This is a genomic window from Chryseobacterium sp. D764 (genome assembly GCF_019317325.1).
Lineage (GTDB): Bacteria > Bacteroidota > Bacteroidia > Flavobacteriales > Weeksellaceae > Chryseobacterium.
Genome location: NZ_CP079219.1, coordinates 753,648 through 775,544 on the forward strand (window position 1 = coordinate 753,648; position 21,897 = coordinate 775,544).

24 protein-coding genes are annotated in these 21,897 nt (G+C 35.6%); 16 read left to right on the forward strand and 8 right to left on the reverse strand.

The genetic code is table 11. The features are described from left to right. The first annotated feature begins 29 nt into the window (after positions 1-29). The 5 genes from KYG33_RS03290 to KYG33_RS03310 all read left to right on the forward strand — a co-directional run bounded on the left by KYG33_RS03290 (position 30) and on the right by KYG33_RS03310 (position 4,805). A complete protein-coding gene (locus KYG33_RS03290; RefSeq protein ID WP_077417520.1) occupies positions 30-635 on the forward strand; it encodes a SatD family protein in 606 nt (201 codons plus the stop codon). 1 nt (position 636) lies between these two features. Beyond that, the gene (locus KYG33_RS03295) at positions 637-1,332 is read left to right on the forward strand and encodes a DUF3307 domain-containing protein (RefSeq protein ID WP_180563714.1); all 696 of its coding nucleotides are present in this window, start codon (positions 637-639) and stop codon (positions 1,330-1,332) included. A 36-nt stretch (positions 1,333-1,368) separates the two neighbouring features. Beyond that, on the forward strand, positions 1,369-2,091 hold the full coding sequence (gene purC / locus KYG33_RS03300) for a phosphoribosylaminoimidazolesuccinocarboxamide synthase (protein ID WP_027372243.1): 723 nt from the start codon (positions 1,369-1,371) through the stop codon (positions 2,089-2,091). Positions 2,092-2,216: 125 nt separating this feature from the next. Continuing rightward, on the forward strand, positions 2,217-3,716 hold the full coding sequence (gene purF, locus KYG33_RS03305) for an amidophosphoribosyltransferase (protein ID WP_077417516.1): 1,500 nt from the start codon (positions 2,217-2,219) through the stop codon (positions 3,714-3,716). Positions 3,717-3,857: 141 nt separating this feature from the next. Continuing rightward, positions 3,858-4,805: a glycerophosphodiester phosphodiesterase family protein gene (locus KYG33_RS03310; RefSeq protein WP_219072666.1), complete on the forward strand. Its 948-nt coding sequence runs from the start codon at positions 3,858-3,860 to the stop codon at positions 4,803-4,805. A 105-nt stretch (positions 4,806-4,910) separates the two neighbouring features. On the opposite strand, the gene KYG33_RS03315 is transcribed toward KYG33_RS03310, so the two are convergent. The 6 genes from KYG33_RS03315 to aroB all read right to left on the reverse strand — a co-directional run bounded on the left by KYG33_RS03315 (position 4,911) and on the right by aroB (position 10,740). Next, the gene (locus KYG33_RS03315; protein WP_077417512.1) at positions 4,911-5,624 is read right to left on the reverse strand and encodes a porin family protein; all 714 of its coding nucleotides are present in this window, start codon (positions 5,622-5,624) and stop codon (positions 4,911-4,913) included. A 364-nt stretch (positions 5,625-5,988) separates the two neighbouring features. Then, positions 5,989-6,687, reverse strand: a complete 699-nt coding sequence (locus tag KYG33_RS03320) for a porin family protein (protein WP_219072667.1) — start codon at positions 6,685-6,687, stop codon at positions 5,989-5,991. 443 nt (positions 6,688-7,130) lie between these two features. Then, positions 7,131-7,715, reverse strand: coding sequence for a porin family protein (locus tag KYG33_RS03325; RefSeq protein WP_077417508.1), 585 nt, complete (start codon positions 7,713-7,715; stop codon positions 7,131-7,133). Positions 7,716-7,921: 206 nt separating this feature from the next. Further along, entirely contained in the window at positions 7,922-8,545 is a 624-nt protein-coding gene (locus KYG33_RS03330) for a porin family protein (protein WP_077417506.1), read from the reverse strand. 233 nt (positions 8,546-8,778) lie between these two features. Further along, entirely contained in the window at positions 8,779-9,414 is a 636-nt protein-coding gene (locus tag KYG33_RS03335) for a porin family protein (RefSeq protein ID WP_077417504.1), read from the reverse strand. A 279-nt stretch (positions 9,415-9,693) separates the two neighbouring features. Next, on the reverse strand, positions 9,694-10,740 hold the full coding sequence (gene aroB, locus KYG33_RS03340) for a 3-dehydroquinate synthase (protein WP_180563717.1): 1,047 nt from the start codon (positions 10,738-10,740) through the stop codon (positions 9,694-9,696). A 101-nt stretch (positions 10,741-10,841) separates the two neighbouring features. Between aroB and KYG33_RS03345 the strand changes: the two genes are divergently transcribed. Further along, positions 10,842-12,020: a pseudouridine synthase gene (locus KYG33_RS03345; RefSeq protein ID WP_232538943.1), complete on the forward strand. Its 1,179-nt coding sequence runs from the start codon at positions 10,842-10,844 to the stop codon at positions 12,018-12,020. Positions 12,021-12,200: 180 nt separating this feature from the next. Here the strand turns inward: KYG33_RS03345 and pncA are convergent, their stop codons facing one another. Beyond that, positions 12,201-12,806: a bifunctional nicotinamidase/pyrazinamidase gene (pncA, locus tag KYG33_RS03350; RefSeq protein WP_077417500.1), complete on the reverse strand. Its 606-nt coding sequence runs from the start codon at positions 12,804-12,806 to the stop codon at positions 12,201-12,203. Between the two features lie 297 nt (positions 12,807-13,103). Here pncA and KYG33_RS03355 point away from each other — a divergent pair, with 297 nt between their 5' ends. The 5 genes from KYG33_RS03355 to KYG33_RS03375 all read left to right on the forward strand — a co-directional run bounded on the left by KYG33_RS03355 (position 13,104) and on the right by KYG33_RS03375 (position 16,425). Next, positions 13,104-14,246 carry a DEAD/DEAH box helicase gene (locus tag KYG33_RS03355; protein WP_077417498.1) on the forward strand — a complete coding sequence of 381 codons (1,143 nt, stop codon included), beginning with the start codon at positions 13,104-13,106 and terminating at the stop codon, positions 14,244-14,246. Between the two features lie 217 nt (positions 14,247-14,463). Continuing rightward, a complete protein-coding gene (locus KYG33_RS03360) occupies positions 14,464-15,000 on the forward strand; it encodes a YfiT family bacillithiol transferase (RefSeq protein ID WP_077417494.1) in 537 nt (178 codons plus the stop codon). Between the two features lie 89 nt (positions 15,001-15,089). Further along, positions 15,090-15,455, forward strand: a complete 366-nt coding sequence (locus KYG33_RS03365) for a DUF1569 domain-containing protein (protein ID WP_232538944.1) — start codon at positions 15,090-15,092, stop codon at positions 15,453-15,455. Beyond that, positions 15,452-15,832, forward strand: coding sequence for a bacillithiol system redox-active protein YtxJ (gene ytxJ, locus KYG33_RS03370; RefSeq protein WP_077417490.1), 381 nt, complete (start codon positions 15,452-15,454; stop codon positions 15,830-15,832). The genes KYG33_RS03365 and ytxJ overlap by 4 nt, the downstream gene beginning before the upstream one ends. Then, positions 15,829-16,425: a Crp/Fnr family transcriptional regulator gene (locus tag KYG33_RS03375; protein ID WP_047374905.1), complete on the forward strand. Its 597-nt coding sequence runs from the start codon at positions 15,829-15,831 to the stop codon at positions 16,423-16,425. Before ytxJ ends, KYG33_RS03375 begins: the two co-directional genes overlap by 4 nt. 132 nt (positions 16,426-16,557) lie before the next feature. Here KYG33_RS03375 and KYG33_RS03380 read toward each other — a convergent pair whose 3' ends face one another. Beyond that, the gene (locus tag KYG33_RS03380; RefSeq protein WP_219072668.1) at positions 16,558-17,979 is read right to left on the reverse strand and encodes a PLP-dependent aminotransferase family protein; all 1,422 of its coding nucleotides are present in this window, start codon (positions 17,977-17,979) and stop codon (positions 16,558-16,560) included. A 96-nt stretch (positions 17,980-18,075) separates the two neighbouring features. Between KYG33_RS03380 and KYG33_RS03385 the strand changes: the two genes are divergently transcribed. From KYG33_RS03385 to KYG33_RS03405, 5 genes are all read left to right on the forward strand, one after another. Beyond that, a complete protein-coding gene (locus KYG33_RS03385; RefSeq protein WP_077417486.1) occupies positions 18,076-18,960 on the forward strand; it encodes a DMT family transporter in 885 nt (294 codons plus the stop codon). A gap of 341 nt (positions 18,961-19,301) precedes the next feature. Further along, the gene (locus KYG33_RS03390; protein WP_077417484.1) at positions 19,302-19,898 is read left to right on the forward strand and encodes a Crp/Fnr family transcriptional regulator; all 597 of its coding nucleotides are present in this window, start codon (positions 19,302-19,304) and stop codon (positions 19,896-19,898) included. Positions 19,899-19,954: 56 nt separating this feature from the next. Beyond that, a complete protein-coding gene (locus tag KYG33_RS03395; protein ID WP_232538945.1) occupies positions 19,955-20,569 on the forward strand; it encodes a Crp/Fnr family transcriptional regulator in 615 nt (204 codons plus the stop codon). Between the two features lie 369 nt (positions 20,570-20,938). Then, positions 20,939-21,526: a ferritin-like domain-containing protein gene (locus KYG33_RS03400; RefSeq protein WP_180563719.1), complete on the forward strand. Its 588-nt coding sequence runs from the start codon at positions 20,939-20,941 to the stop codon at positions 21,524-21,526. A 48-nt stretch (positions 21,527-21,574) separates the two neighbouring features. Next, a complete protein-coding gene (locus KYG33_RS03405; protein WP_077417481.1) occupies positions 21,575-21,892 on the forward strand; it encodes a hypothetical protein in 318 nt (105 codons plus the stop codon). The last annotated feature ends 5 nt before the right edge of the window (positions 21,893-21,897 follow it).

Below are 21,897 nucleotides of genomic sequence, written 5' to 3' on the forward strand. Positions count from 1 at the left end.
TTATAAGTAATTATGCTTATATTTGCAGTATGATAGCGGTCATTACCGGTGATATTATAAATTCACAGCATGCAGATACTGAAGTTTGGATTACCAGACTTAAAAATCTTCTCGAAAGATGGGGAAGTGCTCCTGGCACATGGGAAATCTACAGAGGAGATGAATTCCAGTTCAAATGCAATATTGATGACGTTTTCTGGCGGTTTCTAGCCATAAAATCTCTTATTAAAAGTCTGGAAAATTTAGATGTAAGAATAGCCATCGGTATTGGTGAAGAAAGTTTCTCTTCTGAGAAAATCACAGAATCCAATGGTACAGCTTATGTACATTCCGGAAGACTGCTTAATGACCTTAAAAATGACGGCCATACCGTTGCCATCAAAACATCCAGTGACCCGGTGGACAGGGATCTTAATATTCTGTTGAAATGGTCATCAAAAGATTTTGACAACTGGACTATGGCTACGGCTGAAATCATTCATGAAATGATCATGAATCAGGATATTACCCAGGAAGATCTTGCTAAAAGATTTGCTATTTCACAGTCTTCTATAAGCCAGAGACTGAAGAGAGCCAACTATGAGCTTATCGTGGAAACCAACCAGTATTTCAGAAAGAAAATCTCAGAACTATAGCATGATCTTTATTAAACTCATATTGGCACATCTACTCGGAGATTTTATACTTCAGCCAAATTCATGGGTTGCAGATAAGGAAAACTATAAACTAAAAAGTAAGTTTTTATACTTTCATATTCTGATTCACACTGCATTAAGTCTTATTTTACTTTGGGATCTGAAACTTTGGTGGGTAGCAGTTTTGGTGGGGATTACTCACTTTATTATTGATGCGGCCAAACTTACATTTCAAAATGTAAAGACTAAAAAAAGATGGTTTTTCATTGATCAGCTTCTGCATGTACTGGTAATTGGCGGAGTTTCCCTGTATTTTCAGGAATTCTGTTTCAGCTTTTTGCAGAATCAGGAATTTTTAAAGCTCATTATGGCTGCATTGTTTTTGACAACACCGGCTTCTATTTTTATCAAAATCTTATTGTCATCATGGACACCCGCTCCGGATGGCCCCAACACTATTCAAACCGAATCTTTATCAAGTGCCGGAAAATATATCGGAATTTTAGAACGTCTGCTGGTCTTCACTTTTATCATGGTGAATCACTGGGAAGGTGTAGGTTTCATGGTAGCTGCAAAATCTGTTTTCAGGTTCAGCGACCTTGCACAGGCAAAACAGAGAAAACTTACAGAATATGTATTAATTGGTACACTGCTGAGTTTTGGGCTGGCTGTCTTAACAGGAATAATAATAAAATAAATCAATAAATCTAACTACAATTTAGAAAGTAAAATTATGAGTCAAAAGAAAGAAATGTTGTACGAGGGGAAAGCAAAACAGGTATTTGCAACTGATAATCCTGATGAAGTAGTAGTACGTTTCAAAGACGATGCTACAGCATTTAACGCTCAAAAGAAAGGTCAGGTTGATCTTAAAGGGGAAATGAACAATGCAATCACAACCCTTATTTTTGAATACTTAAATGAAAAAGGAATCAAAACTCATTTCATCAAACAATTGGACGAAAGAGAGCAGCTGGTAAGAAAAGTATCTATCATTCCTTTGGAAATGGTGGTAAGAAATTACTCTGCAGGAAGTATGGCACAAAGATTAGGAGTTGAAGAGGGAATCAAATCTCCGGTAACAATCTTCGATATCTGCTACAAAAAAGACGAATTGGGAGATCCGCTTATCAACGATCACCATGCTGTTTTCTTGGGAGCTGCTACTTACGAAGAGCTTGACGAAATGTACGAATTGACTTCGGATATCAATGAAATCCTGATCGACCTGTTTGACAAAATCAACATCATCCTGGTAGATTTCAAAATCGAATTAGGTAAAACTTCAGACGGTGAAATTATCCTGGCTGACGAGATTTCTCCTGATACATGCAGACTTTGGGATAAAGATACTATGAAAAAATTAGATAAAGACAGATTCAGAAGAGACTTAGGAGAAGTTACTGAAGCTTATGTAGAAATCTATAACCGTCTTAAAAATCTTTTACAGAAATAAGATTTCAGAGAAAGTATGTTTCTGTAAAACAATTTGTTATTTAAAACAAAAATTAAAAACTGAAGTTAACTTAGACTAATTTCTAACATCTAATATCTAACTTCTAATCATTAGAAAAAATAGAAATGAAAAGTTTAGACATTCATAAAAGTGAATATTTAAAACAGTTTGAAACCCAGACTTACGGAAGAAATCTTTTCAGAACTCAGGAAGAGGAAAGACTGGATGCTCCCAATGAAGAGTGTGGGATCTTCGGATTGTATTCGGATAATGATCTGGATACTTTCTCTCTTTCGCAGTTCGGGCTTTTTGCGTTACAGCACAGAGGCCAGGAAGCTTGTGGTATCTCCGTTTTAAAAGACGGAAGAATCACCAATATGAAAGATGAAGGACTGGTTTTAGATGTTTATAAAGAAATTCAGGAACCTGAAACTTTTATGGGAAATTCTGCAATTGGGCATACCCGTTATACCACTGCAGGAGATAAAAAGAAATATAATTTCCAGCCATTTTTCGCGAAAAACGAATATGACCAGATTATACTTTCTATAGCACACAACGGTAACCTTACCAATGCGAAAGAATTAAAACAAGAATTAGAGGCTGAAGGCGTAGTCTTCAGAGCTACATCTGATTCTGAGGTGATCCTGAGACTGATCCAGAAAAACCTTGATTTAGGTCTTCGTGGAGCTATTAAAGCAACAATGGAAAAGATTGAAGGAGCTTATTCCGTAGTGGGGATGACCAGAAATAAATTCTTTGCATTCAGAGATTTCAACGGAATCCGTCCATTGGTTTTGGGAGCTATTGATGAAAGATCTTATGTAGTAGCTTCAGAATCTGTGGCATTGGATGCTGTAGGAGCTCAATATGTACGTGATATCCTTCCTGGTGAGATCATTTATACCAATGAAAACGAACCTGGAAAACTTCATTCTTATATGATGGATGAGGCGAAAGGAAAGCAGAGAATCTGTTCTTTTGAATATATCTACTTTGCAAGACCTGACTCTACCTTAGAAAACATCAATGTATATGAGATCAGAGAAAAATCTGGGGAGAAAATCTGGGAACAGGCTCCTATAGAGGCTGATCTGGTTATTGGAGTTCCGGATTCCGGAGTTCCTGCTGCCATTGGTTTCTCTAAAGCTTCAGGAATCCCTTTCCGTCCTGTTTTGATTAAAAACAGATATATCGGAAGAAGTTTCATTGTTCCTACACAGGAAATGAGAGAAAGGGTAGTGAACCTTAAACTGAATCCAATCATCTCTGAGATGAAGGATAAGAAAGTAGTGATCATTGATGACTCTATCGTTCGAGGAACAACATCGAAGAGACTTGTTAAAATTCTAAAAGATGCAGGAGTAAAGGAAATTCACTTTAGAAGTGTTTCTCCGCCTATCATTGCCCCATGTTATCTTGGAATTGATACTCCGTCTAAAGATGATCTGATCTCAGCTAATATGACCACAGAAGAACTTAAAAATTATTTGGGCGTAGATTCCTTAGAATTTTTAAGCATTGATAATCTGAAAGAAATTTTAGGATCTGCAAACCACTGCTTCGGATGCTTTACAGAAGAATATCCTGTAGAAAAAGGAGAAGAGGTAGATTTATTCAATTAACTTCTTTATTGAAAGCATAAAATAAAAGAGCCGGGCTATAACCCGGCTCTTTTTGTTATATAAATGTAGCAGAAGCTTAATATTCCTGTATTATACAATATATAATAGAGTTTTAATTTTGTCTGATTAAAAGTTCAGGATATGAAAAACGCATTTTTCACGGGTATTTTTCTGGTATTTGCCCAACTTTACACTTCACAATCTTTCGATAAGCAGGCACACCGCGGAGGAAAATCTCTTTACCCGGAAAACACCATTCTGGCAATGAAAAATGCCTTAAAAATGAATATAACGACCCTGGAAATGGATCTGGCCATCACAAAGGACAAAAAGGTGATTCTTTCCCATGATGCTTTCCTTTCCCCGGAGTTGGTTACAAAACCGGATGGAACCTATATTCCAAAAGATTCTGGTTTTTATTATAAGATTTATGAAATGCCTTATGCAAAAATTAAAACATTTGATGTAGGCCTGAAAAAGCTTAATAACTATCCTGATCAAAAGAAAATGAAGGCTAAGAAACCTCTCTTTTCAGAAGTCATAGATGCATGTGAAGCTTATGCCCGTGAACTAAAGAGACCATTGCCTTTTTATAATATAGAAACAAAGACACGCCCTTTCTCTGATAATATATTTCATCCGGAACCGAAAGAATTTGTAGATCTGATGATGAAAATTATTGTAGAGAAAAAGATTCAGGACAGAGTGATTATCCAGTCTTTTGATCCAAGAACCTTGGAAATCCTTCATAAAGAATATCCAAAAATAATGACAGCTCTGTTGGTAGAAAAAGTGGATGATAAAAAACTGGCTCAGCAGCAGGCTTATTTTAAAAACATTCCTGTAGAAAAATTCAAAATGTATCCCGATCATCTCAGTGGAGTGGCAGGAGATATGAAGTTCCTGAGTTTCACTCCCACTATTTACAGTCCTGAACATAATCTTGTAACTCCCCAATTGATAAAGGAATGCCACTTATTAGGAATGAAAGTAATCCCATGGACTGTGAATACAAAAGAAAGACTGAAGGAACTAAAGGATATGGGAACAGATGGAGTGATCAGCGATGATCCGAGAATATTCGAATAATTTTTAAAACATTTATCTATTAATATAAATAGCCGGAAGAATTTCTTCCGGCTATTTTATACGTGCAGATAACTGCACTTAGGGTTAAAAAATTGGTTCTTTTAATTAAAATTTATAGTTCAGGCCTAACTGAAATACTCTGTTGTTGTTTTCAGCGGCAGGTCTGCTCTTATCAATTTTGGTTAAGCTGTTTACGTATCTTGCACTTACACCGATGTTGGAAGTGATATCATACCCTAAACCAAGGCCCAATCCGAAATTGAATTTGTTGATCATATCTTTGTCGATATCCTGAGAGTTTGAACTTGCAGTAGTTGTAGTAATTCCTCCTGTAGTACTTGCTACAGTAGATTCTGATTTGTTTTTACCATTAAGGAAATAACTGAATTCAGGTCCTGCTTCAATATAAAACTTGTCAATAGGTCTCATTTGAACCATTAATGGAACTGAAATGTAGTTCATTTGTACTCTGCTCTGTACTTTAGTCTTTACATTCGTAACACCATTATCAGTTTCCGTAGAATACATTACATCTTTAGCACCCATTTGGTTGAATAATACCTCTGGCTGGAAGCTGAATTGTTTTGAAATTGGAATATTAACGAATGCGCCTGCATGAAAACCTAGTTGCTGGGTATTGATCCCGAACTTCTGCTGACTGAAATAAGAAGAGTTTCCTCCTGCTTTAACTCCGAATCTAATGGGTTGAACATCTTTTTTTAGTGGTGATGCATTTACTGTTTTTGTTGCTGTCTCTGTCTCTTGAGCAAAAGCTAATGTACCAGCAGTTAATGCTAATCCTAAAAATAACTTCTTCATAATTTTATTTTTTAATTTTACTATTTGTGTGTCGATGATTTCTCAATCAGACTCCATTTATTTTGCAAATTGCTTGCCAAAGTTGAAAAATGCTTATTTATAGGGCTTTTGAAGGGCTTTTTGGAAAGTTTTTTTTTAATCATTTATCCCTTTTTGATGAATAAATGTATTGCCAAACTGAATATTTTATGAAAAGAGTTGAAGACTCAGAACGCTTTAATGTAGATAATTGAAATGATAAATAATTAAAAAGCAGAAGTTGTTTTTATAAAAATAACGGGGTATCCAGGCTGTTTTCAAGACCTGAAATAAAATACCGGACCATTTACGGTCCGATATCGATTTTTGAAAATAATAAATATCCCTATTTAAACTTATAAGCAACTCCAATCTGAAGTGCATTATTTCTTACTTTATCATCCTCGTTGTACTTGTAAACTTCAGTAATACCAGCACTAAACCTTGCGGTCACGCCAAAATTTTTAGTAAAGTAATATCCGGCACCAATACCTAACCCCAGATTAAAACGGTTAAAAAGGCTTGTTGAAATATTCTTTGAGATATGGTCTGTATGATCAATCGTAATTGAATTTCCAGTGGTCTCAATAGTGGTTAAATCTCCTTTTGTTTTTCCTCCCAACAGATATCCAAATTCAGGACCTGCTTCTACATACAGCTGAGGCAGAATATTATATTGAACCATTACAGGAAGAGAAAGGTAATTTAATGTTGTACTATAATCATAATGCTGTGTTCTTCTGTAATTCCCTGAGCTTGTTCTGTAGTTATAGTTTGATTTTGATCCCAGCTGGCTGAAAAGAAGTTCCGGCTGGAGGCTGAATTTTTCAGAAACCGGAATATTTGCGAACACTCCTGCATGAAAACCTACTTTCATTTTTTCATTGTTATCATATTCATAACCGTCTCCTCTGGTAAGCGTAGATCCATTCAAGCCTGCTTTAACACCAAAAGTAACAGGAGAAGAAATTTTTGACTGATTTTTTTCCTGTGCATTTGCGAAAAGGCAGCCTGCAACTGCCAGTACTACAAAGAGTTTTTTCATGATTTTAAAGTTTTAATTTTTCATCATCGCGACAAAATATCTGCCACAAAAGGGAGAAGTGATAAAAATCATGCAATAAGCGAAAAAGTCAGGCTTAAACTAATAAACCTGACTTTTTCTATTGAAATCAAAATGTATCTAATTATTGAGCAAAATACATTTCTGTATCATGCTTTGCATTCTATGTGTTAATCCACCCAATGCCGTTCACGTTAAAAGTTTATAATGGTAATAGTTAGATTTGAGCATTGAAATTCAATTGAACCAATACCTATTTCATTGTAAAAACGGAATCATAAGTTGGGATTTCCGGAATAGAGTACAATCACTACTCAATACGCAAATTTCTTGCCAAAAAACATCAGTGTAATAAAAAAGCCGGATTAAATTTAATCCAGCTTTGTATTGATTAGAAAGTCTGCTTTTAAAAGCGGCCTAATTTTTTAGAATTTATAAGCTAAACCTACCTGGAATACACCATTTCTGGAAGCATCACCTGGGTTGTTTTTAGGGACATCAGATAATCCTGCAGTATATCTTAGATTCACTCCAATATTTTGTGTGAAATAATATCCCGCTCCAAGACCAATTCCGAAATCAAAACTTTTCAAATTGTCTTTAATATCTACAGAGCCACCGTTGCCTTTTCCTTTAGCACTGATAAGGAAACCGAATTGAGGACCAGCTTCTACATATAAATTAGGAATAAGGTTGTACTGTAACATTACCGGTACTGCGATATAATCTGCGTTAAGTTTTAGATCACCGTTACCTTTATATTTACCGCCCAAACCACTGTATAATACTTCTGGCTGTACAGAGAAGTCTTGTGCTACAGGAATGTTTGCAAAAACACCTCCATAAAATCCAGCCTTTGAATTTAAGTCACTGTTAGAAATAGTAGAAACGTTAAGACCTGCTTTTACACCAAATCTAACTGGAGAAGATGAAGCAGTAGAAGTTGAAGTCTTCTGAGCGAAAGTGAAAGTACCTGCTACTAGTGCAAGGCCTAAAAAAATCTTTTTCATAAGTTTTATATTTTAATAGTTTTTAAGTTTTATTTAACATTTCATTAAGAATCAAATGGCGTGCCAAAGTTAAAACTGATTGTAAATCCAGTGTTTATAGTGTATACTGGAAAAAGTAAATCTTTTTTTACATAAAAAAGCCGGATTAAAAATTAATCCGGCCCCACTTTAATTATTAAAACTTAACGAGAAAAGCTAAACAAGCTTTAGAATTTGTAATTTACTCCTACCTGGAATACTCCGTTTCTTACAGATCCTGATCTGCCATACCCATAAAGATATCTCTGTTGTTTTGCATTCACAATATCAGATAACCCTGCAGTATATCTCACATTTACACCAATATTTTTGGTAATATTATAACCAGCTCCTAATCCGATTCCGAAATCGAAACCCTTGGTTGCATTTTTAAGTTGTAAACTTCCGACATCATCCTTTTGTTCTGCCCTCATAAGGAAACTAAATTGAGGTCCAGCTTCTACATAAAAATTAGGAAGTGCTTTATACTGAAACATTACAGGAACGGAAATGTATTCTAAATTAAGTTTTGAATTTCTGCCTCCTTTTTCTTTTGCCCCAACAGCGCTATACAATACTTCCGGCTGGATAGCAAAATCTTTTGCGACAGGAATATTCACAAAAAAGCCACCATAAAATCCTGCTTTTGATTTCATATCCATATTAGAAAGACTGGAAACATTAAGTCCCGCTTTCAAACCGAATTTGATTTTAGAAGAAGATGTGGATGGAGTGGCAGCATCAGTTGAAGTGTTCTGCGCAAAAACGAAAGTACCTGCGATAAGTGCCAGGCCTAGAAAAATCTTTTTCATAGATTAGTTTTATTTTAAGTTGTTTAACGCTCGGAAAGCAACAAACAATATGCCGTGAACCCCCTTCAGTAAAGACTTTATCATATTTTTAACTAATTGAAAAATCAATAGTTTGGGATATATATTTAATGTTTTATCAAAGGATCAATGCTTTACCATAAAAAAAAGACCAGATTAAAAAATTAATCTGATCTTTTCTATTGAATATAAAATTTGTTTGTGAATGTGTAAGCTTATTTGAATTTATAAGCTAATCCTACCTGGAATAGGTTGTTTCTTGTAGCATCAGATCCACTAGGTCTGTTTTTCGCTACATCAGTTAAACCAGCAACGTATCTTGCTGTAAGCCCTAAGTTCGGAGTGAAATAATATCCGGCACCAAGACCAATACCAAAGTTGAATGTATTTAAATTGTCTTTGTAATTATCTGTGGTATTTGACTGTCCGTTTGATTCATTTTTGAACTTGTTTTTAGCACTTACCATGAAACCGAATTCTGGTCCTGCTTCCACATAAAGGTCGGGAATCAGATTGTACTGGAACATTACCGGTACTGTAATATAATCTAATTTAGTTGAAGCTGAAAACTTGGTTCCTCCTATAGTATAATCTGATTTATTACCATATTGTGAGTATTGAACCTCTGGTTGAACGCTGAATGAAGCTGCCAATGGAATATTGGCAAATACACCTGCATTGAATCCTATTTTAGATTTCTGATCATCAAGTCCACTGTCTTTTGAAAGTGAAGATACGTTCATTCCTCCTTTCACCCCAAATGTTACTGGATTAGAAGATGTGTTTCCTGTCTGTTGAGCGAATGCGAATGTTCCTGCAGTTAACGCTAATCCTAAAATTAACTTTTTCATAACTTTAATTTTTTAATTTTACTCTTTCTTAATTTTAAATTTTACTACTTGTTCAACATTTTTCAGTTGAACGCAGAGTATCTTTCAAATTGCTTGCCAAAAATCTTTTTTATGAGTAAAATCAATAAAAAAATCACTTAGTGTTTAAGTGATTTTTAAAATATAAAATTGATTTTCAGCTAGTTGTAAATTTAAATAAACATTTGTTTAGAAGAGCTCTAAATTGACAATTTTGTTAAAAACAACCTTTTAAACCAGGTTTATTTTTCCAAAAAACAGTTAAGCATTATTCAATTTTCTATAAAAAGACAGAGATTTAAGGATGTTTTCCTGTCTGCACTGATGGTCATAAGTACAAGAACCGATTCCGGAAAGCAGGGAAAAATTGATTTTACTGTCTGTATTCTTTTTATCATTCAGTAATAATGCAGTGATATCTTCATCTTTAAAATCATTGATATCCAGGTAAGGATAGTATCTCTGTACATTTTCAATAACCATATTTGCATCTGTTTCAGAAATAAGATTCTCCAGATAAGCCAGATGAGTTTCTGCAATCATTCCCATGGCAACCGCTTCTCCGTGAAGGATAGGATTTCCTTGCTGTAAACATAAACTTTCCACAGCATGGCCTATTGTATGCCCAAAATTCAAAGTTTTTCTGATATTCTGTTCGTGGAAATCTTTATCTACAACGTCCTGTTTGATTTTCATAGAAGTCTGAATATGCGGAATTACCGTTTCCACCTCCAGTTTACGAACTTTGATCAGCTGATCCCAATGATTTTTATCAGCAATTAATCCATGTTTCAGCATTTCAGCGAACCCACTTCTTAATTCTTTAAACGGTAATGTTTCTAAGAATTTCGGAAAAATAAAGATTTGTTCCGGGAATGCGAAAGTTCCCACCATATTTTTATAATGCATCAGATCAATACCTGTTTTTCCTCCTATGGAAGCATCACACATAGATAAAAGGGTAGTAGGGATATTGATGAACTGGATACCTCTTTTATAAGTAGATGCCACAAATCCGCCCATATCAGTAATCACGCCGCCACCAAGATTGATAACCAGCGCTTTTCTGTCTGCCTGCATTTCCGTAAGAATTTCCCAAAGCTGATTGGCAGTCTGGATATTTTTCATTTCTTCTCCGGCTTCAATCTCTAAAATTTCAAAGCCAAGGTCTGTTTCCATATTTCCTAAAAGAATAGGAAGGCAGTATTCATGAGTGTTTTCATCTACAAGAATGAAAATTTTACTGAAAGATTTTTCATGAAGAAACCCGTTAAGCTGAGAAAAATTATCGTTTAATATTGTTATCATCTTCTAATATTTGTAAAGTTAAAATGTAAACTATAGTGCAAAGTTATGATTCTTAATTTTTAACTCGTAACTAAATTACTATCTTTGCAGAAATTTTTAGAATGAGCAGAGATAATAATAATTCAGACAGACCAAAGAGACCAAGAATTTCAACCAAGAAAAGTTCTGATGATTCTCGTGCTTCCAGATCTGGAAATTCTTCAGGATCAAAACCTTTTAAAAAACCTTTTTCTAAAGACGGAGGCAGAACAGCTCCTGAACATAGAGGGGCTAACTCAAAATTCGACAAAAAACCTTTCAAGAGAAATACAGACAGCTCTGAAGGTTCCAGCGAAGATATGGGTTCAAAATCTGAAAAAAAACCTTACATCACCAATAAAAGTGAGAGCTTTGAGAGAAAATCTTTCGGAAAATCAAAAAGAGGAGGAAACAGTTTTAATACAAGAGATAAATATGAAAGAGGTAGTCTGAAATATGGCAGAAGACCCTCTAATGGAGATGAAAGAGATGACAGAGCAAAATCTTTTGTACAAAAAAGAAGGTTAAATAAAATTGACAAAGATGTTCATAAAGATACTATCCGTCTAAATAAGTATATTGCCAATTCAGGGATCTGCAGCAGGAGAGAAGCTGATGATCTTATTACTCAGGGACTGGTAGAGGTAAACGGAAAAGTAGTCAACGAAATGGGCTATCAGGTGCAGAAAACCGACAGAGTAGTTTTTGACGGACAAAATATTACTCCGGAAAAACCGGTTTATGTACTTTTGAATAAACCAAAAGGTTATATTTCTACGACGAAAGATGACAAAGCAAGAAAAACAGTAATGGATCTTGTAGCTAATGCTTCTCCTTACAGAGTTTTCCCTGTTGGAAGATTAGACCGTTCCACAACGGGGGTTATTTTATTGACCAATGACGGACACATGACTAAAAAATTAACGCATCCATCTTTTGATGCTAAAAAGATTTACCATGTAACGTTAGATAAAAAGCTTACAGGGGAAGATCTACGTCTTATTGCAGAAGGAATCCGTCTTGATGAAGGTATAGCAGTTGTTGATCAGATTTCGTACATTGAAGGAAAACCAAAAAATGAAATCGGAATTGAGATTCATATTGGATGGAACCGTGTTATCAGAAGAATATTCCAAAGATTAGGGTACGAAGTGGAAGCTTTAGACAGAGTAATGTTTGCAGGATTGACGAAGAAGAATATCAAGAGAGGACACTGGAGAATCCTTACAGAACTGGAAGTAAATAACCTTAAAATGCTTTAATATAATGATGAATTATGAGTTATAAAATGAATAGCAGATTCGGATTTGTAACTTATTTCATTCTTTTAAACAATACATTTAAGTGTAAAAAACAAAAAAGCGCAGAATTACTTTCTGCGCTTTTTTTATTGTATTAATTATGAATTCCAGAATTCATAATTAATCATTTATAATTGATCATTACCCTAAAACTGTCACTCCTTTTTCAATCATCTCGTAGATGGCATCTCTGGCGTTGTCCGGTTTTACGTTTACAGCACGTGTACCATTGAAGTGAAGGCATGTTACATATCCGTTGGCCACAGCATCCTGAGCCGTGAACTTCACACAATAGTCTAATGCCAGCCCTACGATTTCAACCAGTTGGATATCGTGATATTTTAAGAAATCGTCCAGTCCGGTTTTCATAAAGTGATTATTATCCTGGAAACCGCTGTAGCTGTCAATTTCTATATTTTTGCCTTTTTGTACAATATGGGTTACTTTGTCTCTGTTCAGATCTTTGTGGAATTCTGCCCCGAAAGTTCCCTGAATACAGTGATCCGGCCACATAAACTGTGGAACACCATTTAAAATAATACTTTCTCCAACCTGTCTGCCATTACTACTTGCAAAACTTTTGTGTCCTGCAGGATGCCAGTCCTGTGTCAGAACCACCTGATCATATGCATTTTCCTCCATGAGAAGATTGATATACGGGATAATTTCTTTGGATCCAGGGACTGCAAGGGCTCCGCCTTCACAAAAATCATTCTGTACATCGACTATTATTAACGCTTTTTTCATATTTTGATTTCTCGAATTTTTGATAAATTTACAAAACTAATCTTCAAAAATTTGTCCAAACCCGAATTTTCGGACAAATCGGCAATAAAAAAATAATAAGCTGGAAGTGCTTTCAGTGGTACAACTGCTAACTGTCTTTGCATAAGAACTTTTTAAAAATGATGAAGCAGAGAGTATTATGTATTCCTTTATGTCCTTCGTACTTCTTTCTTCCATCTCCCGACTTCAAGCCTTTTACGGTTCAAAAAAATGGAACTAAATCTCAATAGCTTATCTTTGCAGTAAATAAGTATTTTTATGTCATTTGAATCGTTAGGATTATCACACAATATTATTCGTTCTGTTAACAAATTAGGGTATTTAAAACCATTTCCAATACAGGAGCAGGCAGTTCCTGTTATTTTGCAGGGGAAAGATTTAATGGGAATTGCACAGACTGGTTCCGGGAAAACGGCTTGTTTTGTAATGCCCATTTTAGAAAAACTACAGAATGCTGAAGTTAAAAAAGACCGTAATGTTCAGGTTTTAATATTGGTTCCTACCCGTGAACTGGCTATTCAGATTGATGAAGTTTTCAGAGCTTTTACAGAAAATCTGAAGCGGGAGATTCGTACAATGGCTGTTTATGGAGGTGTTTCCATCAATCCGCAGATGAAAGGAATGTTTGGGGTAGAAGTTCTTATTGCCACTCCTGGACGTCTCTTAGACTTAATTGACCATAATGCATTGAGTATTTCAGGAATTCAGCATCTGGTGATTGATGAAGCGGATAAAATGTTTCAGCTGGGCTTTGGAGAAGAAATGAATAAGCTTTTCGGAATGATGCCTGTGGTGAAGCAAACGACTTTATTTTCAGCGACTTTAAATGATAAGGTTTCTGAAATGAAAGAACGCCTGTCTATCAATCCCACTATTATTGAAATTAAAAAAGAAGAAGTTGAAATTGATAATATCGAACAACTTGCATATCATGTTTCTCCTGAAAATAAAGGTCCTTTCCTTCGTTATTTAATTAAGGAAAAAAAGGTGGAAAAGGCTTTGATCTTTGTTTCGTCTACAAGATCTGCAGATAACCTGGTGGAAAAGCTTAAAAAGAATAAAATTAAAGCGGTGGCTATTCACAGTCAGAAATCGCAGGGAGCCCGCAAGAATAACCTGGAAGAGTTTAAAGTAAACGGAGCCCAGATTTTGGTGGCAACAGACCTGCTTGGGCGTGGAATTCACATCGAGTCATTACCATGCGTGATCAATTACGAATTGCCGCGTTCTCCTTTAGATTATATTCACCGTATCGGTAGAACAGGGCGTGCTAATGAGAAAGGGACAGCAATCAGTATTCTGACAGATGATGAATTGCAGCATTTCAGAGTAATCCAGAAGAAAATGGGCCGAAAAGTAACCTTACAAAGAACAGAAGGTATTGATTTACATGGTTATTAGTCCTTTATCAATATAACTTAAAAAAGGCTTCAGTTTATCATTGAAGCCTTTTTTGATGAAAATTGGTACCACAAAAATTGTTATCGGTATAATTAATGCTTTATTCACCTTAGATTCTTGAATTTTTGATAAATTTACAGAAGCTGATATTAATAAATTGTTCCAAAAGATAACCATCGGACAAATCGGCAATAATTAAAAATTAAACCCTTGAGCAATGAGTGATTTAGAGAAAAAAAAGTTTCCGATAGGCCCGTTTGAAGCTCCAGAAAATATCTGCGATACTACACTGGATACTTACATCAAAGTGATCAAAGACTTTCCCGGCAGGCTAAAAAATCTCATTGAACATTTTACGGACGATCAATTGGATACTCCCTACAGAGAAGGAGGCTGGACTATAAGACAGCTTGTGAACCACCTTTCGGACAGTCATATGAATAGTTTTATCCGTTTTAAGCTGGCTCTTACAGAAGATAATCCTACCATAAAGCCTTATGATGAAGCCAAGTGGGCAGAACTTCAGGATAGTTACCATATGCCTGTAAAACCGGCTATGAGAATGCTGAAAGGAACGCACCAAAGATGGGTTGTACTCCTTAAAAGCCTTACGAATAAACAATTTGAAAGAACTTTTCATCATCCGGAGCATAACAGAGATTATAATCTAAGAGACAGCCTTGCTTTGTACGTCTGGCATTGTAATCATCATTTTGCCCATATTGAAAACCTGAAGATAGAAAAAGGTTGGTAAGGAAGCGTGTTAATAATCCCATATATTATAAGGAAATTATAGACCGAATTTCCATGTTATCTGAAAATTCCCCTGGAAAATGGGGGAAAATGGACGTATGTCAAATGCTAAAGCACTGTGACCTAGTTCTTCAGGTAGCTTTAAAAAAAGTAGAACTTCCCCGTATCAACTTTGTGTATAAGACCATAGGCATATTCACTAAAACAGAAATGTATGTCTTCAATAATGGAATTCCCAGAAACATGCCTACTTTTCAAAAACTAATCGTTAATTTTGAGTGTGATTTTGATGTGTCAAAAACCAATCTGCTGAAAACGCTTGAAGAATTCCGGGAAGCTTGTGAAAAAAGCAACCTGCCGGATCATCACAGGTTATTCGGAAACATGACTGAAAAAGACTGGACATTTTTAGAATACAAACATCTTGATCATCATCTAAAACAATTTAATGTATGAGTTTTTTTGATAAAATATTCGGTGGAAAAAACGAAACCCCTGACCAAAAAACATTCTGGAAAAAGATAGAGTCTGAAGAAGACCTTACAAAAGCTATAGAAGACTCTTTTCAGAATAGAATTGCTATATTTAAACATTCAACAAGCTGTTTTATCAGCAGAACTGTACTGAAGAATTTTGAAAAAGAAGTTGAAAATTCAGATCAGCCGGTCAATGTATACTACCTTGATCTGTTGGCTCACAGATCTGTTTCCAATAAAATAGCGGCAGATTTTGAGATCAGACACGAAAGTCCGCAGCTGATTGTAATAGAGAACGGAAAACCTGTAAACAATGCTTCACACCAGGATATTTCTTTAAGCCAGATTGTATCATGAAGAATATAAATGATTATTTAGCCAAAGTTTTAAATGTTCCCCTTCAAAATGTGAACACTTGCAGCCTGCACTATGAAGTAAAGAAAATTCCTAAAAATCAGTTTCTTCTTCAGTACGGCGAAATATGCCGGCATATATTCTTTGTAGAAAAAGGTCTGTTGAAGATGTATTCCATTGATAAAAACGGGAAAGAGCATATTATACAGTTTGCTCCTGAAAGCTGGCTGATTTCTGACCGAAGCAGTCTTTATTTCAATGAAAAATCCATTTATTATATAGAAGCGGTTGAAGATTCAGAAATTCTGTTTCTGCATCCTGATTTCTTTAATAAGCTGGTTGAACAGTTTCCAAACAGTATTGAAAGAAGTGATTTTCTGCTTCAGAAACATATCAGAAGTCTTCAAAACAGAATCAACTCTTTGCTTGGTGAGACGGCAGAAGAAAGATATATGAAATTTATTAAAATGTATCCTGATTTACTTTTGAGAGTTCCACAATGGATGATTGCGTCTTACCTTGGAATTACTCCTGAGAGTCTGAGCCGTGTAAGAAAAGAGCTGGCGAGAAAAAACTTCGTCCCGGATAATAAATAAAAAAGGATGGAAGATGGGAGAGGGAAGCTTGAAGTTCTGGTAAACACAAAAGAACTTGATAGTTATTATTTAAACATCCTTAATAAGAATTGACATAATCTATTCTTAAAATTATAATAACTTCCATCTTCCTTATTTCAAATAAATTTTTTTCGCAAGATTTCCAACCTGTCTGAGTTTTGCTTGTGTATCTTCCGACCACGGAAGTCCTATGCAGAGTCTCATACAGTTTTCAAACTGCTCCTGAAAGGTAAACATTCTTCCGGGAGCAATACTTATATTTTGCTTGATGGCCATATCGTATAGTTCTGTTGTCCGTATCTTTTTGTCAAATTCTACCCATAAAGACAATCCTCCCTGTGGACGGCTGGTTTTGGTACCTTCCGGGAAAGATTCTGCAATGGTCTGAACATAGTTCTGATAATTGTTTTGCAGGGTTCTGCGGAGCTGCTGTAGGTGTTTTTCATATTTTCCTGATTTCAGAAAGTTGGCTACAGCTTCATTAACAATTGAAATAGAGGACGTGGAATGCAGGAGCTTAAGCTTCATGATTTTGTCTTTATACTTTCCAGGAGCAATCCAGCCTACACGATATCCCGGAGCCAAAGTTTTTGAAATGGAACTGCAATACAGTACATTTCCGTTTTTATCAAAAGATTTACAACATTTTGGGCGCGTAGAGCCGAAATAAAGATCTCCATAGACATCATCTTCAATCAGTGGAATGTTGTTTTCCGAAAGTATTTTTACAATTTCTTTTTTATTTTCATCAGGCATACAGCTTCCCAAGGGTGAATTGAAGTTCGGAATGAGCAGGCAGATGTCTATTTGGGGAATTACTTTTTTTAAAGCCTCAATTTCTATTCCGGTAGTAGGGTGTGTAGGAAGTTCCAATACTTTTAAACCCATTCCGTTTGCCAGCTGTAGAATTCCCGGATAGCAAGGGCTTTCAATAGCAATTGTATCGCCGGGTTTTCCTAATGCCATTAAGCAGAAAGACAAAGCATTCATTCCGCCATTGGTAGTAATCAGGTCGTTTTCACTCAGATTTCCTCCCCATTGTAAAGAACGTATGGCAATCATTCTTCTTAATTTCAGGTTTCCCTGAAGTTCTTCATATTCAGTACCTCCTTCTTTTAATTCCCTGATAGCGTTTACGATTTCTTTTTTCAGTTTTGCCTGAGGTAAAAGATCTCCTGACGGAATTCCAATAGAGAAAAAAGTAAGGTCTTTTTTACCCATATTTTCATATACTTTACTGATCAGTTCATCCGGTTCATCATTATTGGCGATCAATGAAGGACGGCTCACTTCCGGCAAAGGAAGTTTTGCGGATAATAACTGACTCACAAAATAACCGGATTGCGGTTTGGATTCTACCAAAGACTGGGATTCCAGTTCCAGGAAAACACGCTTGGCGGTATTCATACTTACCTGATGTTCATGGCATAGCATTCTTACCGAAGGAAGCTTATCTCCGGCCTTTAAAATACCATTCCTGATCTGTCCTGCAATTCCGTCTGCAATTTCTGTGTATAAAAATTCTTTGTTCATATTTCAAACTGTGCTCATGCAAATATACAAAACTGATACTGTGTTTATCAAATTATCCTTTTTAATTTTGAACCATCAATTAAAAGTTTCGATACAATGATAACAAAACAAATATCAAAAGATGAAAATATAAGCGGATGGATCAACGGCTTTATAGGGGTAGTATTATTTAGCGGTGGTTTGCCTGCTACCAAATTAGCTGTCATGGAAATGAGTCCGACCTTTGTGACGATAGTTCGTGCAGCTGTGGCAGGGATATTAGCTCTTATCGTATTATGGCTGGGTAAAGAAAAACGTCCCGTTAAAGAGCAGTTAATTCCTTTGCTCTTGGTTTCTCTTGGCTGCGTGGTAGGTTTTCCGCTTTTGTCAGCACTGGCTCTTCAATACCTTACTTCGGCTCATTCTATTGTATTTTTGGGAATGCTTCCTTTGGCAACCGCTATATTCGGAGTTTTCCGTGGGGGTGAGAGGCCTCATCCTATATTTTGGTTTTTCTCCATTGTTGGAAGTCTTTTAGTGATTGGATATGCAGTTTCACAAGGAATATCTGCTTCACCCATTGGCGATATTCTGATGTTGCTGGCAGTTATTTTATGCGGTATGGGCTATGCTGAAGGGGCAAAATTATCCAAAACATTAGGGGGTTGGCAGGTGATTTCCTGGGCTTTGGTACTGGCATTGCCTGTTATGATTCCTTTATTCTTTATTTATTTCCCTGAGGATATTGGGAGTGTTAGTTTCCAGGGATGGTTTGGAATGGCTTATATTTCTCTTTTCAGTATGTTCATTGGTTTTATATTCTGGTATAAAGGATTGGCGCAGGGTGGTATTGCTACTGTGGGACAGCTCCAGCTGCTTCAGCCTTTCTTTGGCCTTGCATTGGCTGCCTGGCTTCTTCATGAGCAGGTGAGTATGGGAATGCTGGGTGTGACAGTAGGAGTGATATTATGTGTTGTAGGAACTAAGAAATTTGCGAAATAATTAAAAATATATTGAGAATGACAACCCAATAATTCTTTGGGAACTCCATATAGAAAGCCCCGTTTCATACAGAAACCGGGCTTTTGCTTTAATAATCAAAGCGTTGTGTTGAATTGTAGTGTTTTTTGATTGCAAAATATTGTGTATAAAGCTGATTTTTTGATGAGTTTAGATCAATAAGCTTAAAATTGATTGAAATTAATGATTTATTTAACTTTATTTAACATTATGACCAATAATTAAGGTGCGGTTTTTGCATGCAGTTAGAAATCGATTGCCAATACTATTTTTACTGAGACTAAGAGGATAGGAAGAAGAAAACAATTCCAAAAAAGGCTATTATGGTTATCGACGAAAATATTTTGATTTCAGCGGGAGCAGAAACGAGACATTATACCCCTTCAGAAACTATTTTCCGTGAAGGGGACATTAGTAATTACTATTACCAGATTATTAAAGGAGAGGTAAAACTCAATAATTATAATGAGGAAGGGAGAGAATTTATTCAAAATATTTTATCTGACGGAGAAAGTTGTGGAGAATCTATACTTTTTATAGAAAAACCTTATCCTATGAATGCTGAAGCCATTACAGAATGTACTGTTTTAAGGCTTCATAAAACTCTTTTTTTTAATTTACTGAACCAATCTCCGGAATTATACATGGAAGTAAGTAACTTCCTTTCCGAACGACTTTATTATAAATTTGTCATGATGCAGAATCTCTCGTCTCAAAATCCTTCTATACGGCTGAGGGGATTAATGGATTATCTTAAAAGTTCTCAAAAGGATCTGACTCCTTATTCTTTTTTGGTTCCGTTAACGAGACAGCAGATGGCAAGCCTTACAGGTCTGTGTGTGGAAACGGCTATAAGAACCATCAAACATATGGAAAGAGATAAAATTGTGAGAATTGAAAATCGTAAAATTTTATACTAATCTAATTTAAAGCATACTATTTGTAAATTTTTTTTTATTTAAAAACTAGTGAAGTTATGAAGACAATAAGCTGCATGAATATTGATGAAAATCTTCTGTACTCTTTTGGTGCAGAAGACAAAGACTATAAAAAACAGGAATCAGTTTTTAGAGAAGAGGATCATGCATTATATTATTTTCAGATTGGTGAAGGAAAAGTAAAATTGAATAATTATAATGAAAACGGAAAAGAATTCATTCATAATATTCTGGGCAAAAAACAGAGCTTTGGAGAAGCAATGCTTTTTCTCAACCAGGATTATCCCATCAATGCCATATGTCTTGATGATTCCCGAATAATAAGACTTCCCAAAAATAATTTCTTTGAAATGATCAGGCAGCATCCGGATCTTTCTCTGGAAATGAATGCCTGCCTTTCACAGGAAATTTTTTATAAATTAAAAATGATGCAGAGCCTTGCATCGCAAAACCCTATGCAGAGGCTGAAAGGGTTACTGGATTATCTTAAAAGCTATCATGATGAAGACTGTCACCAGTGTTTCCATATTGCATTTACACGTCAGCAGATTGCCAATCTTACAGGCCTGCGTGTGGAAACAGTGATCAGAACTTTAAAAAAAATGGAAAAAGAAGGGAGCATCACTTTAAAAGACCGCAAAATTTTATATTAATATTCGATTAACATGACTCAGGTCATAAAAAAGTGAATTATTCTGACGTATATTTGGTAAAGAATTATTCGATACCATTCCTAAGACCTCAATAAAGGCACGCAAAAAGCATTTGCTTTTATCATCATTTTAAAATTACCGAGACTCAATTGTTTCCGTCTAATATTAGTCACGGGCTGCAATACACATCACTAAATAGTAATAGTAAAAATTCAGTTATGAACACTAGAAATTCAAGAAAATCGTAGTTCAAAAGGCCAGACATCCTACAGATTCGGAGGCAGACATAATTCATAATTCTTTTTCCGGGATTGCCTTTTTAGACCTATATAAAGAGGTAATCCCATTAATACAAACACCATTTACACCATGCCCAATAAAATATTAGAAACCAATAATTCAGTTTCTGCCACCCAGAAAAGAACTGCAGATAAGACGACTGTCAACAAGGATGAAATGAAAAATGCCCCGCTTCACAAATTCTTTGTAAGTGCCCTGAAAGATATTTATTATGCTGAAAATGCCATTCTTGAAGCATTGGAAAAAATGCAGGAAGCCGCTACCACCGCAGAACTGAAGGATGCCTTTGAAGATCACCATCTTCAGACCCAAAAGCATGTAAAACGTCTGGAAAAAGTTTTTAAACTTATTGATGAAAAGCCCGAAAAAAAGGAATGCAAGGCTATAAAAGGAATCATTGAAGAAGGTGAAGAAGTCATCAAATCTACAGAAGATGGCTCTGCAACAAGAGATGCTGCATTAATTATTGCTGCACAAAAAGTAGAACATTACGAAATTGCAACGTATGGCGGACTTGCACAGCTTGCGATTACCATGGGACATGATAAAGCCGCCAATCTCCTTGAAAGAACACTTCAGGAAGAAGAAAACACCGACTCGCATCTTACAGATATTGCAGAAGCATCCATCAATTTTGATGCAGAACAGGAAGATTAAAAGTATACAATAAGCCATGTAGCTTGTTCTACATGGCTTGTTTCAATCATGAAATCAAAATATATGGATGGCCAGAAAATAATAAAAACGCTGAGACACAAAGATTTTATAAAAATCACTCACTCAGGAACATGTTTTGGGGACGGAGCAGCAATCTATGCCAAAGAAATAAAAGAAAATATATTTCTTTTATTCATTATCCTGAAAGATATTGATATTGAAAGTATACAGGCATTAATTGCTCATTTTGACTGCTTCAACAGTATCGGATTAAAAGAGCCGGAACAGATCATGTTTTATCTGTCTATCAAAGATAAAAATGACCTCCATTATTTTGAGCAATATTTAAAAGCTTCTCATAACTAATACCT